This is a genomic window from Luteipulveratus halotolerans (assembly GCF_001247745.1).
In the GTDB taxonomy this organism is placed as follows: Bacteria; Actinomycetota; Actinomycetes; order Actinomycetales; family Dermatophilaceae; genus Luteipulveratus; species Luteipulveratus halotolerans.
In genome coordinates this window covers 144,151-157,849 of record NZ_LAIR01000002.1, presented here as the reverse complement: position 1 = coordinate 157,849, position 13,699 = coordinate 144,151, and the positions used below count along the sequence as shown (strand labels likewise).

Annotated in this window: 13 protein-coding genes and 1 pseudogene; 8 read left to right on the top strand and 6 right to left on the bottom strand. The window is 68.9% G+C overall.

Annotation, left to right across the window (positions count from 1 at the left end; all coding sequences use genetic code 11):
• The first annotated feature begins 14 nt into the window (after positions 1 to 14).
• The 4 genes from VV01_RS01165 to VV01_RS01150 all read left to right on the top strand — a co-directional run bounded on the left by VV01_RS01165 (position 15) and on the right by VV01_RS01150 (position 4,189).
• Positions 15 to 647, top strand: coding sequence for a TetR/AcrR family transcriptional regulator (locus VV01_RS01165; RefSeq protein WP_050668282.1), 633 nt, complete (start codon positions 15 to 17; stop codon positions 645 to 647).
• Between the two features lie 64 nt (positions 648 to 711).
• The gene (locus tag VV01_RS01160) at positions 712 to 2,382 is read left to right on the top strand and encodes a fatty acid--CoA ligase (RefSeq protein ID WP_050668281.1); all 1,671 of its coding nucleotides are present in this window, start codon (positions 712 to 714) and stop codon (positions 2,380 to 2,382) included.
• A gap of 60 nt (positions 2,383 to 2,442) precedes the next feature.
• Positions 2,443 to 3,354, top strand: a complete 912-nt coding sequence (locus tag VV01_RS01155; RefSeq protein WP_050671649.1) for a LysR family transcriptional regulator — start codon at positions 2,443 to 2,445, stop codon at positions 3,352 to 3,354.
• Between the two features lie 136 nt (positions 3,355 to 3,490).
• Entirely contained in the window at positions 3,491 to 4,189 is a 699-nt protein-coding gene (locus VV01_RS01150) for a hypothetical protein (RefSeq protein ID WP_050668280.1), read from the top strand.
• A gap of 92 nt (positions 4,190 to 4,281) precedes the next feature.
• Here the strand turns inward: VV01_RS01150 and VV01_RS01145 are convergent, their stop codons facing one another.
• Positions 4,282 to 5,061, bottom strand: coding sequence for an amino acid ABC transporter ATP-binding protein (locus VV01_RS01145; protein ID WP_050668279.1), 780 nt, complete (start codon positions 5,059 to 5,061; stop codon positions 4,282 to 4,284).
• Entirely contained in the window at positions 5,058 to 6,527 is a 1,470-nt protein-coding gene (locus VV01_RS24720; protein WP_082221142.1) for an ABC transporter substrate-binding protein/permease, read from the bottom strand. Before VV01_RS24720 ends, VV01_RS01145 begins: the two co-directional genes overlap by 4 nt.
• A gap of 477 nt (positions 6,528 to 7,004) precedes the next feature.
• Between VV01_RS24720 and VV01_RS24215 the strand changes: the two genes are divergently transcribed.
• The 4 genes and pseudogenes from VV01_RS24215 (at position 7,005) to VV01_RS24205 (ending at position 9,126) form a co-directional block, all read left to right on the top strand.
• Positions 7,005 to 7,622, top strand: coding sequence for an immune inhibitor A domain-containing protein (locus tag VV01_RS24215; protein WP_231635125.1), 618 nt, complete (start codon positions 7,005 to 7,007; stop codon positions 7,620 to 7,622).
• A gap of 34 nt (positions 7,623 to 7,656) precedes the next feature.
• On the top strand, positions 7,657 to 8,133 hold the full coding sequence (locus tag VV01_RS24210) for a M6 family metalloprotease domain-containing protein (protein ID WP_231635301.1): 477 nt from the start codon (positions 7,657 to 7,659) through the stop codon (positions 8,131 to 8,133).
• A 12-nt stretch (positions 8,134 to 8,145) separates the two neighbouring features.
• Positions 8,146 to 8,532, top strand: a pseudogene (locus VV01_RS24715) (immune inhibitor A domain-containing protein); the annotation flags it as partial.
• Between the two features lie 21 nt (positions 8,533 to 8,553).
• The gene (locus VV01_RS24205) at positions 8,554 to 9,126 is read left to right on the top strand and encodes a hypothetical protein (protein WP_407942930.1); all 573 of its coding nucleotides are present in this window, start codon (positions 8,554 to 8,556) and stop codon (positions 9,124 to 9,126) included.
• A 123-nt stretch (positions 9,127 to 9,249) separates the two neighbouring features.
• Here the strand turns inward: VV01_RS24205 and VV01_RS01130 are convergent, their stop codons facing one another.
• From VV01_RS01130 to VV01_RS01115, 4 genes are all read right to left on the bottom strand, one after another.
• Complete coding sequence (locus tag VV01_RS01130) at positions 9,250 to 10,182, bottom strand: hypothetical protein (protein ID WP_050668278.1); 933 nt, start codon at positions 10,180 to 10,182, stop codon at positions 9,250 to 9,252.
• Positions 10,183 to 10,296: 114 nt separating this feature from the next.
• Positions 10,297 to 11,382 (bottom strand): aspartate-semialdehyde dehydrogenase, encoded by a 1,086-nt coding sequence (locus VV01_RS01125; protein WP_050668277.1) that lies wholly within the window; start codon positions 11,380 to 11,382, stop codon positions 10,297 to 10,299.
• Between the two features lie 6 nt (positions 11,383 to 11,388).
• The gene (locus VV01_RS01120; RefSeq protein ID WP_050668276.1) at positions 11,389 to 12,429 is read right to left on the bottom strand and encodes an aspartate-semialdehyde dehydrogenase; all 1,041 of its coding nucleotides are present in this window, start codon (positions 12,427 to 12,429) and stop codon (positions 11,389 to 11,391) included.
• Positions 12,426 to 13,694, bottom strand: a complete 1,269-nt coding sequence (locus VV01_RS01115) for an aspartate kinase (RefSeq protein ID WP_050668275.1) — start codon at positions 13,692 to 13,694, stop codon at positions 12,426 to 12,428. The genes VV01_RS01120 and VV01_RS01115 overlap by 4 nt, the downstream gene beginning before the upstream one ends.
• Between the last annotated feature and the right edge of the window lie 5 nt (positions 13,695 to 13,699).

The window sequence follows — 13,699 nt, the reverse complement described above, 5'->3', positions numbered from 1 at the left end:
CTAGTGTTGAGGGCGTGAGCCAGCAGCCCGACGCCCAGCCCAGGCGACGCCGCTACGCGCGCCGCATGACGGTCGACGAGCGCCGGGAGCAGCTGCTCACAGCAGCGCTCGCCGTGCTCGACCGGGACGGCTACCCCGGGTTGAGCGTCGAGGCGATCGCACGTGAGGCCGGTGTCACCCGACCGGTCGTGTACGCGGTCTTCGACGGCCTGCGCGACCTGCTCGACGCGCTGCTCGACCAGACCCGCGAACGCGCCCTCAACCAGGCGCTGGCCCTGATGGACCACGTCCACGACCACAGCGACGTCGGCGCCTGGGTCAGTGACATGACCAGCACGTTCCTCAGCACGGTGCAGGACGACCCGCAGGTGTGGCGACCGGTGCTCGGCCTGGTCCGCGGGGCACCGCCGGAGGTGAGCGAACGCATCGACACGACCCGCGATCTGATCTGCGCTCAGCTCGCGACCGGCCTCCGCGAACGCACTGCCGGCCACGGCGAGGCCGACGCCGAGCTGTACGCCCGGATCGCCCTGGCCTCCGCCGAGGAGCTCGCGCGGGCGGCGCTGCGCGACCCCGCGGCGTACACACCCGCGCGCGTCGCCTCGGCGTACTCCGTGCTCCTCGACCGGCACCGCGAGACCCGCTGACCAAGGACAGAACGATTTCGGCCAGTGACGCGCGCAGAACCGTCGGGAATGAGACCGTCGTCACATGAAGAGCACGATGCAGACGACGCCGCTGCTGATCTCCTCCCTCCTGCGCTTCGGGACGACCGCACACGCCGAGAGCGAGGTCATCACCTGGACCGACGACGGCGCACGCCGCACGACGTACGGCGAAGTCGGCACCCGGGCCGCCCAGCTCGCCCACGCCCTGCGCGGGCTCGGCATCACCGGCGACCAACGGGTCGGCACGTTCATGTGGAACAACGCCGAGCACCTCACCGCCTACCTCGCGGTGCCGTCGATGGGCGCTGTGCTGCACGCTCTCAACATCCGCCTGTTCCCCGAGCAGATGGTCTACGTCGGGCGGCACGGCGGATCGCAGGTCGTGATCGTCGACAACACGCTCGCCGAGCCGTTCTCGCGCCTGCTCGCCGCGCTGCCCGACGTCCGACACGTGATCGTCAACGGCCCTGTGCCGCAAGAGGTGCGGGACGCCCTGGGCGAGCCCGCGCACGTCGAGGAGGTCCACGACTGGGACGAGCTGCTCGACGCCCAGCCCACCACCTTCGACTGGCCGCAGGACATCGACGAGAACGACGCGTCGTCCATGTGCTACACCTCCGGCACCACCGGCAACCCCAAGGGCGTCGCCTACTCCCACCGCAGCAACTACCTGCACTCCGTCGGCGTCGCCGCCACACTCGGGTTCACCCAGGCCGACACGATGCTCATCGTCGTCCCGCTGTTCCACGCCAACGCCTGGGGTTACCCCTACTCCGCGATGGTCACCGGGGCCAGCCTGGTGATGCCCGACCGGTTCCTGCAGCCCGCACCCCTCGCCCAGATGATCGAGAGCGAGAAGATCACCGGAGGCGCCGGCGTACCGACGATCTGGAACGGCCTGCTCCAGGAGCTGGACGCCGGTTCGTACGACGTCTCGTCCTGCCGGATGCTGATGGTCGGCGGCTCGGCCGCACCCGAGTCGCTGATCAGGGCGTTCCACGACCGCTACGACATCGACATCATCCAGGGCTGGGGCATGACCGAGACCTCGCCGGTCGGCAGCCTCGCGCTGCCACCGGCCCGCATCGAGCCGGGCACCGATGACTACTGGCGGCTCAAGGCCTCGCAGGGTCGACTGCTGTGCGGTGTCGAGGGGCGGCTCATCGGCCCCGACGGCAGCGAGCAGCCGTGGGACGGGCAGGCCGTCGGAGAGCTGGAGGTGCGCGGCCCCTGGATCACCGCGTCGTACTACTCCAACGGCACCGAGTCCGACGCCGAGATCGCAGACATGGCAGGCAAGTTCGACGACGGATGGCTGCGTACGGGCGACGTCGGAGCGCTCACGGCCGATGCGTTCTTGTTCCTGACCGACCGCGCCAAGGACGTCATCAAGTCCGGCGGTGAGTGGATCAGCTCGGTCGACCTGGAGAACCACATCATGTCCCACCCGGACGTGCTCGAGGCGTCGGTCGTCGGTGTCCCCGACGAGAAGTGGGAGGAGCGGCCGCTGGCCACCGTCGTCCTCAAGGAGGGCGCCTCGGCGACACCCGCCGATCTGCGAAAGCACCTGGAGGGCAAGGTCGCTCGCTGGCAGCTGCCCGAGCGGTGGGCCCTCATCGACGAGGTCCCCAAGACCAGCGTCGGCAAGTTCGACAAGAAGGTCTTGCGCAAGAGGTACGCCGACGGCGAGCTCGAGGTGCAGGAGACGCGCTGACCCTGCAGCACGGCCGACGTTTCCTGGATTTTCGTTAAGGGGAGCCGTACGGTCGTGGTCATGCTCGATGTTCACCGCCTGCGCGTGCTGCGTGCCGTGGTCGCCTGCGGCTCGATCAACGCTGCGGCCGTCGCGCTCGGCTACACCCCGTCCGCGGTCAGTCAGCAGCTGACGACCCTGCAGCGTGAGACGGGTCTGCAACTGGTCGAGCGCAAGGGCCGCGGCATCGAGCCGACGCCGGCCGGTCGCACTCTCGCGGCCGAGTCAGCGCGGGTCCTCGAGACGCTCGCAGGCGTCGAGGGGCTCGTCGGCGACCTGCGCGCCGGCCGGGCGGGCAGCCTGTCGATCTCGTACTTCGCCTCGGCCGGATCGGCCTGGATCCCGCCCGTCGTGGCCGCTCTGGTGCAGGAGTTCCCCGACCTGCGGCTCGACCTGCGCCTCGTCGAGCTGGCCGGCGACGAGAGCCCCAGCCCGGACGTCGACATCTTCGTCGCCTCACCGGGAGCGGTGCCCTCGCGTGAGGGGTACGCCGTCGGCTGCCTGCTCGAAGACCCATACGTCGCAGCGATTCCTGCCGGCCATCCACTCGCCCACGCCGGGCAGGTGGGGCTCATCGACCTCGCCGGCGAGCACTGGGTCGACAACGACTTCAGCCGCGGGCCGTGCCGCCAGGTGTTCCTCGACGCATGCGCCCGCGTCGGGATCGTGCCCGACTTCCGCATCGAGACCCATGACTACCCGACGGCGCTGTCGTTCGTCGCGGCCGGTGTCGGCATCACCGTGCTGCCCGAGCTCAGCGTGGGTTCGCTGCCGGACGGCGTCGCCGTCGTACGCCTCGTTGACCCGACGCCCGTACGCCACGTGTACGTCGCGGCGCGCGGCGCGGTCGCCAACCACCCGGCCGTCGTCCGTGCCCTCGACCTGCTCGACGAACGGGTGAACCGGCCCACCGGCGTACCGGCGTCCGCCTGACCCGCTCCGCCACCCGAACGACGCTCTCCCGCGCAGACGACGCGCACATGTCAGCGTCGTCTGCGTGTCTGAGCGTCGTCTGCCCGCTCGGGCCGGCGCTGTGCCAGGATTCGGCCAGACTCGGGGGAGGTTCGACATGGCGACAGAGGCCGCTGCACCACCAGCGACGCCGCAGGTCCGCCGTCCGTGGTGGAAGAACGGTCGCCGTTGGTGCGGCGTGATCCTGCTCGGGCTCGCGGCTGCGTACCTGGTGGCTGCTGCCTGGATCGGGCCGCGACAGAACCCGTTCGGCGAGCCATTCCACATCGACCACGACGCCGCGGTCGTCGACGATCAGCCGCGCCGAGCGCATGAGCTCGCCTGGTGGCAGGACGACATCGTCGATCAGCTCCGCCCGACCGCCGGCCCGGACGTGTCGCCGGGAAGCACCACGATCAAGTACGTCATCTGGGACGGGCTCGACGGCCATCTGGTCTGGACGTCCATGCGGTCCGACGATCCTCGGCTCAAGGAGTTCGGTCAGCACGTGCGGGCCGGCGAGTCCCGTCCAGAACAGCTCATGCGCTGGGTCACCTACCCGGCGACGGCGCTGGCGATCTACACCTTCGTGGTGATCGTTGCGGGCGAACGTCCGAGGACGGGCACCCGATGGTACTGGTTCTGGCTGTGCATGTCGCCGCTGTGCCTCGGCGTCATCTGGTTCGCGCTGAAGGAGAAGATGCGTGACCCGGCCGAACCCCGGCCCCGACGCAAGACCGGGCTCGACGGCTTCGGCACGTCGATCGGCGCGTACGTCGCCGTTGTGATCGCCTTCGCAGCACTCGGCGGCCTCTGACCTGACGAAACGACCCGCCTGTTGCGAGACGACCCGCGGATCAGCGGGTCGTCTCGCAGAGAGCGGGTCGTCTCGTGGCGCGGCGCGCCCGATCAGATCGGGTCGAGGATGCGCTGCAGGAACGTCCGCGTGCGCTCCTGCTGGGGGTCGGCGATCACCTCGGGGCCGCCCCGCTCGACGATCAGTCCCCCGTCGATGAACAGCACCTGGTCCGACACCTGCTGCGCGAACTTCACCTCGTGCGTGACGATCGCCATCGTCCAGCCCTGCGCTGCGAGGTCCTTGATGACGCCGAGCACGTCACCGACCAGCTCCGGGTCGAGCGCCGACGTCGGCTCGTCGAACAGCACCAGCCGCGGCTTCAACGCCAGCGCCCGGGCGATGCCGACGCGCTGCTGCTGACCGCCGGACAGCTGGTACGGGTACTTGTCGGCGTGCTCGGACAAGCCCACCTGCTCGAGCAGCCCGGCGGCCGTCGTACGGGCATCGGAGTCCGAAATCCCTTGCACCACAACGGGTCCCTCGATGAGGTTCTCGACGACCGTCTTGTGCGGGAACAGATTGTGCGACTGAAACACCATGCCGCTCTGCGCGCGCAGACGGGCCGGCTGCTGGCGCGCGGGCTTCTTCAGCCGACCCCTGCGGTCTGGTGTCACCGACGCGTAGTCGACGGTCACGTCACCGATGCGTACGACGCCCGCGTCGGCGATCTCGAGCGCGTTGAGCGAGCGCAGCAGCGTCGTCTTGCCCGAGCCGGACGGGCCGATGATCGTCGTCACCGAGCCCTCGCCGATCGTGAACGAGATGTCCTTCAGGACGACGTGGTCGCCGAACGCCTTGGCCAGATGGTCGACCGTCACCAAGTCACTCATGCCGCAACGAACCTGTTCAGTCGGGTCTCAGCGCGAGACTGGAGGAAGGACAGCGCCAGGCAGACGACCCAGTAGATCAGGCCGGCCAGGACGTACACCGGGAAGAACTTCTGCGTCGGTGCTGCGGCGTTCTGGGCCGTGCGGACCAGCTCGACGACGAGGATCAGTGCACACAACGAGGTGTCCTTGACCGTCGAGATGAAGGTGTTGGACAGCGGTGGGACGGCGGTGCGCGCGGCCTGCGGGAGGATGACCCGGCGCAGCGTGGTCGCGTATCCCATACCGACCGTCGCCCCGGCTTCCCACTGCCCCTTCGGGATGCTCTCGATCGCGGACCGGATGATCTCCGCCGCATAACCGGCGACGTTGATGCTCAACGCAATGGCCGCTGCCACGAACGGGTTGAACCTGATCCCGAGCTCGGGCAGCCCGTAGAAGATGATGAACAGCTGCACGAGCAGCGGCGTGCCGCGCACCACGGAGATGAACAGGCGCGCCAGCCCGGACAGCACCGGCTGCTTGGACCTCCGCGCGAGCGCGACGAACAACGCGAGCACCAGGCCGACGCCGAACGAGATCAGCGCGAGCGGGATCGTCCGGATGACCGTCGCCTTCACCATCGGCCAGAAGCTGTCCTTCATGAGCGACCAGTTGGTGACGGGCTTCGGCTTGGCCGTGAAGTACTGGTCGTACGCCTTCTTCAGCGTGCCGTCGGCCTTCAGCTCGGCAATCGCCTGGTTGATCTGCGGCATGTAGCCGCTGCCCTTGCGCGCGGCCAGGACGGACTCGCCCTTGTCCTGGGTCTCCTGGACGATCTTGATCTTGGCGTCCGGGTTGAGCGCGAGGTAGTTCTTGACGGCCAGCTTGTCGTTGACCATCACATCGAGGCGGCCGTTCTCGAGGTTGTTGATCGCCTGGCTCATGTCCTCGACACCGACGATCGTGGCACCGGCCTTCTTGGCGGTCTCGGCCCAGTTGCTCGAGACGTTCTGGCCCGAACGCTTGCCCTTGATGTCGGCCAGGCCCTTGATGTCGTTGTTGTCCTTCGGCACCACGACGACACCGGTGGTCTCGACGTAGGGCGAGCTCAGGTCGTACAACGCCTGGCGCTCAGGGTTGAGCGTCACCTCGTTGGCCACGACGTCGATGCGCTTGGACTGCAGCGCCGCGAACATCGCGTCCCACGGGACCTCGACGTACTGGATCTTGACCCCGAGCTTCTGGCCCACCGCGTTCATGACGTCGATGTCGAAGCCGGTCAGCTTGTTGGACGTCGAGTCGTGATAGCTGAACGGTGGGTAGACACCCTCGGTGCCGACGCGCAGCACCTTCGGGAGCGCGGCAGGCGCCTGGGCGGCGCGGTCGTCGGCCTGCGCGGGGTGGGCGAGACCGATGGTCGTGGCCAGTGCGATCAGCACGGCGAGCAGAGCGGCCGGCGTACGCCTGACCACGGCGGAAACATGCATCACACCAGGTTATCCTTTCGCGAAGCAGACCCGAGACGCCCTCCGTCGGTGAACGCCTCACCTGGCACGGGAGCGATCGCCTCGAGACGCCGTACGACCGCGGCTGGGCGACGAGCACGGGGCACCTGGCCATCATGCCGCGTGCGCAGCACGGCCGTTCATCGCGGAACCGCCGAAAACTGACGCAGCGCAACGCGATCGGTGGCACACTCCCGCCAGGTCGGCCCACCCCGGGTCGCCCCCCACTCGGGGGCGTAGGGACCCGTTCGCCAGTGCGGGTCCTCCTTGAGAAGGAACCGCACAGATGAGACGTCTCACCATGGGCGTTGTCGTCGGCTCAGCACTCGCGACCGTCGTGGCCACCGCACCGGCCCCGGCGACCGCAGTCCGGCACCGACCGACAGCACCGACAACGTCGCCGCGCAGTCGCACCGCCCGGACAACCGCCCAGGTCGACTCGCCAAGCAGCAGACCGCGATGCGCAAGAGCGCGATCGACCTGGTCGCTCAGGGCAAGGCCAAGGCCAACGGGCAGGGCGTCGTCCAGCTCGCCGACGGCAAGTTCGTCGAGACCGAGACGACCAAGTCCGACAAGATCTTCACGATCCTCGCCGAGTTCGGCGACCAGAGCGTGAAGAAGTACGGCAGCGCGCCCGGCCCCAGGCACAACCAGATCCCGCAGCCCGACCGGACCACCGACAACTCCACGACGTGGACGGCCGACTACTCCAAGGGCTACTACGAGAACCTCTTCAACGGTTCCGGCGACTCGATGAAGGACTACTACGAGAAGCTGTCCAACGGTCAGTACTCCGTGACCAACACCGTCGAGGACTGGGTGCAGGTCCCCTACAACGAGTCCTACTACGGCGACAACGCTCGTGAGGACTTCGGCGGCTCCTGGGACTTCATCGAGGACAGCGGCACCGCTTGGTACAACGGGCAGATCGCCGCCGGCAAGACGCCCGCCGAGATCGACCAGTACCTCTCCCAGTTCGACGTCTGGGACCGCTACGACTTCGACAAGGACGGCAACTTCGACGAGCCCGACGGCTACATCGACCACTTCCAGGCGGTGCACGCCCGGCCAGGGTGAGGACGCCGGCGGCGGCGCCCAGGGCGAGGACGCCATCTGGTCGCACCGCTGGTACGTCAACGACACCGACCACGGCGCGACCGGCCCGTCGGTCGGCGGCGCCAGCAACCTCTCCGGCGGTGCCCGCATCGGCCAGTCGAAGTACTGGCTCGGCGACTACACCACCGAGCCGGAGAACGGCGGGCTCGGCGTGTTCGCTCACGAGTTCGGCCACGACCTGGGTCTGCCCGACTTCTACGACACCGACGGCGGCGAGAACAGCACCGCGTTCTGGACGCTCATGAGCTCGGGCTCCTGGCTCGGCCACGGCGCCGCGGCGGGCGAGGGCATCGGTACGACGCCGGGCCTGATGGGTGCTGAGGAGAAGATGTTCCTCGGCTGGCTCGACTACTCGACGGTCGACACCGGCTCGTCGGGCTCGTACACCCTCAACCCCTCCCAGCTGCACGTCGACGGCAAGGACCAGGCCGTGCGGGTCAACCTGCCCGCCAAGACCGTGTCCACCCCGTAGACCACGCCGACGTCGGGCACGCACGCCTGGTGGACCGGCAGCGCCGACGACCTCAACGCCTCGCTCACCCGTGCGGTGCCGGCGACCTCGCGCGTGACGGTCCAGGCCAGCGCCTGGTACGACATCGAGGCGGGCTACGACTACCTCTACGGCGAGTACTCCGTCGACGGCGGCAAGACCTGGCAGCGCGCCGGCAGCCCGGTCGACGGTGACTCGTCGGGCAAGTGGACGACGCTGCGCTGGTCGTACGCCGCCGGCGGGCAGCCGTCGCTGTTCCGTCTGCGCTACGACACCGACGGCGGCGTCCACCTCGCGGGCGCGTTCCTCGACGACATCGTCATCAAGAGCGGCGGCACCACGCTCGCCACCGACGACGTCGAGAACGGCACGGGCGAGTGGACCGCTGAGGGCCCCTGGAAGATCTCGACCGGCACCGAGACCGGGTCGTACGAGAACTTCTACCTCGTCGAGAACCGCGAGTACGTCGGCTACGACGCCACCCTGGCAACCGGCCCGTACCAGTTCAGCAAGGGCATCACGGCGCCCGACTGGGTGGAGTTCTTCTCCTTCCAGAACGGCATGCTCGTCTGGTACGTCGACCGCGCCTTCGCCGACAACAACGTCAGCTCCCACCCCGGTGGCGGCTCGGCGATGGTCGTCGACGCGCGGCCGCAGCCGTTCACGTACGACGACGGCACCCGGCCGAGCAACCGCCGCCAGCCGTTCGACGCGACGTTCGGCCTGGAGTCGACCGACGCGACCTGCCTGCACAAGGAGGTCCTGCAGGGCAAGGGTGGCAACCAGACGGTCGCCACGAAGGCCGCCTGCGCACCTGCCTCGGCGGGTATCGCGACGTTCGACGACACCGACCCGAACGCGTACTACAGCACGGCCAACCCGCAGGGCAGTGTGAAGGTCGCGGGCCACGGCACCAAGGTGACCGTCACCGGTGACGCCGGCGACGACCTCACCATCTCGGTGACCAACCCGTAGTCAGGTCCTGTACGACGGTGCCCGTCCCGGTTCGCCGGGGCGGGCACCGCTGCGTTCGCGTGGTCACAGGGTGAGGCCGGGCTCACGCTGCGACCACATGAGCGGGCGCGCGACGTGAGCTGGTCATGCCACGCGTCGCGCGTCCATCCCGAGTCCGGCGGCGACCTGGGCCATGAACTCCGCCTCCTGAACTCGTAGGCCCAGCACCGGGATTCGCAGGACACGATCGCCGCCGAGCATCACGACGTTCTGCCTCAGAGCGTCATCGACGACCGACATCCCGAGGGTGTGGTGCGCGCCGTCGACCTCGACGACGAGGGAGTGATCCCGCCATCGCACGTCGAGGTAATACCTGCTGCCGGCGGCCTCGACCACGACCTGCCTTTCGGGAGTGGGCAGGCGATAACGACGGCACAGCGCCGCGAAGTCGAGCTCGCCGAGCGACTGAGCACCGGCGCACACGTCTCGCACGACCGTGCCGATGAAGCTGCGGCGCCTGCACCGGCCGAGCGCCTCCCATGCTGCGAGCAGCTGGGAGCGTGAGGCCAGGCGTTGCTGAGCAGTCATCGCGATCAGAGTCGCCGCCTGACGCTCGGAGCGCGCCCACGAGGCGGCGCGGAGCGCGGCCGGTGCAGGGCGGGCACGCGGCAGCCCTGCAGACACCGAGGGCTCCAGCCGTGACAGCGCATGGATCGTGACGCCGTCGATGCGCCGCACTCTCGTGCCGTGAGGAACCGAGACGTCGATCGTGGTGTGCTCCCAACCGCTGAGCCCGGCATGGAGCAACGCCGTCACACCGTCGAGTCGAGCACCTGAGCCCACCTCGAAGATCGCCCGCCACCGCTCGGCGAGGTCTCCTCCGGGCCGGAGGACGACCGACTGCGAACCGGCCATCGACCAGCGTCCCGCAGCGACCTCTTCGCGCAGGTCCCAGCGAGTGACGCCGAGCCCGCGCAGCTGGGCCCGCGACACCACGCCGTCCTGGCCATGGGCGACCTCGGCGGTGACATGAGCGCGCCACGCCCGTCGACGCGCGTTCTTGGCCGGCTGTTCCATGGGCCGCAGTGTGGTCGCATCACACGCTCGAGCGCAGCGGACCTGTGGACGGTCCGTTCGCGTGGTCACAGGGTGAGGCCGGGCTCACGCTGCGGCCACACGAAGGAACGGCGTTCAGTCGTCCTCGGGGATGACGGCGCCCAGCTCGACAGCGACCAGCTCGGCGAGCTGGACCATGTTGAGGGCCGCGCCCTTGCGCAGGTTGTCGCTGCACACGAACAGCTCGAGCGAGCGCGGGAAGTCGGGCGACTGCCGGATACGGCCCACGAACGTCGGGTCCGAGCCCACGACGTCGGCAGGGTTGGGGAACTCCCCCGACGCCGGATCATCAAGCACGACAACGTAGTTGGGGCCCTCGATGAGCGCCTGACGCGCGGCGTCGACCGAGATCTCGGAAGCGAACGTCGCGTGCACCGACAGCGAGTGCACCGACACGACCGGCACGCGGACGCAGGTGGCCGACACCTTGAGCTTGGGCACTCCGAGGATCTTGCGAGACTCGTCGCGCAGGCGTACCTCCTCGGAGGTCCAGCCGCCGTCCATCAGGCGGCCGGCGAACGGCACGACGTTGTAGGCGATCGGACCCATGAACGGCGAGATCTCGGGCAGGTCGGACACGGCGCGGCGTACGTCACCAGGCACCTGTCCGACGCGACGGTTGCCGGCGAGCGTGCCGACCTCGTCGTACAGACGTTGTACGCCGGCGCGGCCGATGCCGGACACCGCCTGGAACGACGTGACGACCAGCTCGGACAGCCCCCAGCCGTGGTGCAGCGGCGACAACGCGGTCAGCACCGACGTGGTCGTCGCGTTGGGGCTGGTGATGATGCCTCGCGGTCGCTTGCGTACCTGGGCCGGGTTGACCTCGGGCAGCACGAGCGGCACGTCGGGGTCCTGCCGGAACGCACCGGAGCAGTCGATGACCACCGTGCCGTGCGCGGCAGCAACCGGCGCCCACGTCGTCGACACCGTGTCGGGCACCGCGAACAGCGCGACGTCGACATCGGCGAACAGCTCTTCGGTCAGGGGCTCGACCGTGACGCGCTGGCCGCGGACGGTCTCGACCTGGCCGACGTCGCGGTCGGCGCCGACGAGCCGGACCTCACCCCACACGTCCACGCGTGTGGACAGCATCTGCAGGGCGGTCGACCCGACGGCGCCGGTGGCACCGACGACGGCGAGAGAGGGACGGATGGCCATGACGGATCAGCGAGAGGCTGCGATGACCTCGGCGATCTGCACGGTGTTGAGCGCGGCGCCCTTGCGCAGGTTGTCGTTGCTGATGAACAGCACGAGCCCGCGGTTGTCGTCGACCGACTGGTCCTGGCGGATGCGTCCGACGTACGACGGGTCCTGGCCTGCCGCCGTCAGCGGAGTCGGCACATCGGCCAGCTCGACGCCGGGGGCGTCGGCGAGCGTCGCACGAGCCTGGTCGGGCGTGATGGCCTTCTCGAACTGCGCGTGGATCGACAACGAGTGCCCGCTGAACACCGGGACGCGTACGCAGGTGCCCGCGACCTTGAGGTCGGGCAGGCCGAGGATCTTGCGCGACTCGTTGCGCAGCTTCTGCTCCTCGTCGGTCTCCTCGAGGCCGTCGTCGACGATCGAGCCCGCCATCGGCAGCACGTTGAACGCGATCGGCGCGACGTACTTGGCGGGCTCACCCAGGTCGACGGCCGAGCCGTCGTGGGTGAGCTGCTCCATCGTGTCGGCGCCCTTGCGGACCTGACCGGCGAGCTCGTCGACGCCGGCGAGCCCGGAGCCCGAGACCGCTTGGTAGGTCGCGACCTGCAGACGCTGCAGCCCGGCGAGGTCGGTCAGCGGCTTGAGCACCGGCATCGCGGCCATCGTCGTGCAGTTGGGGTTGGCGATGATGCCCTTGGTGGCGTCCTTGATCGCCTCGGGGTTGACCTCCGAGACGACCAGCGGCACGTCGGGGTCGAGACGCCAGGCGGAGGAGTTGTCGATGACCGTGACACCGGCCTCGGCGAACTTCGGGGCGAGCGCCTTGGAGGTCGCGCCGCCCGCGGAGAAGATCGCGATGTCGAGGCCGCTCGGGTCAGCGGTCGAGGCGTCCTCGATCGTGATCTGCTCGCCCTTGAACTCCAGCTGCTTGCCGGCCGAACGGGCCGACGCGAACAACCGCAGCGACGCGACCGGGAAGTCACGCTCGGTGAGCAGGCGCAGAACGACCGCGCCGACCTGACCGGTGGCGCCGACGACGCCGACGTTGAGTCCCTGGCTCATCGACCGGTACCTCCGTACACCACGGCCTCGCCGTCCGAGGAGTCCAGCCCGAACGCCGTGTGCACCGCACGGACGGCGTCGTCGAGCTGGTCACCCGTGGTGACCACCGAGACGCGGATCTCCGAGCTGGAGATCATCTCGATGTTGATGCCGGCGTCCGCGAGCGCCTGGAACAGCGTCGCGCTCACACCGGGGTGGCTGCGCATCCCCGAGCCGACGAGCGAGAGCTTGCCGACCTGGTCGTCGTACTGGATGGAGTCGAAGCCGATCGACTCCTTGGCGGCCTGCAGGACCTTGACGCCCTTCTGGCCGTCGGTCTTGGGCAGCGTGAACGACACGTCGGTCTTGCCGGTGCTCGCGGCCGAGACGTTCTGGACGATCATGTCGATGTTGATCTCGGCGCCGGCGATGGCCTGGAAGATCTCGGCGGCCTTGCCGGGGCTGTCCTTGACGCCGACGACGGTGAGCTTGGCCTCGCTGCGGTCGTGCGCGACTCCGGCGATGATCGGGGCTTCCACGGACTCTCCTTCTGAGGGCTCGATGACCCACGTGCCTTCGCGGTGACTGAACGAGGACCGCACGTGGATGGGCAGGTTGAACCGGCGGGCGTACTCGACGCAGCGCAGCATCAGGACCTTGGCGCCCGAGGCCGCCATCTCCTGCATCTCCTCGTTGGTGATGCGGTCGATCTTGTGCGCGCTCGGGACGATGCGCGGGTCGGCGGTGAAGATGCCGTCGACGTCGGTGTAGATCTCGCACACGTCGGCGTTGAGCGCGGCGGCGAGCGCCACGGCCGTGGTGTCAGAGCCACCGCGGCCGAGCGTCGTGATCTCGTTGGTGCCCTGGCTGACACCCTGGAACCCGGCGACGATCACGATGTGGCCCTTGTCGATGGCCTCCTGGATGCGACCGGGCGTCACGTCGATGATGCGCGCCTTGCCGTGCGTGTCATCGGTGATGACGCCGGCCTGCGAACCTGTGTAGGAGCGCGCCGAGTCGCCGAGGTTGGCGATCGCCATGCTGACCAGGGCCATCGAGATGCGCTCGCCTGCGGTCAGGAGCATGTCCATCTCGCGGTCGGGCGGGCTCGGCGTGACCTCTTCGGCGAGGTCGAGGAGCTCATCGGTGGTGTCGCTCATGGCTGACACCACGACAACGACCTGGTTGCCGGCTTTGCGGGTGTCGACGATGCGTCGCGCGACACGCTTGATGCTCTCGGCGTCGGACAGCGACGACCCGCCGTACTTCTGGACTACCAGACTCACTGGTT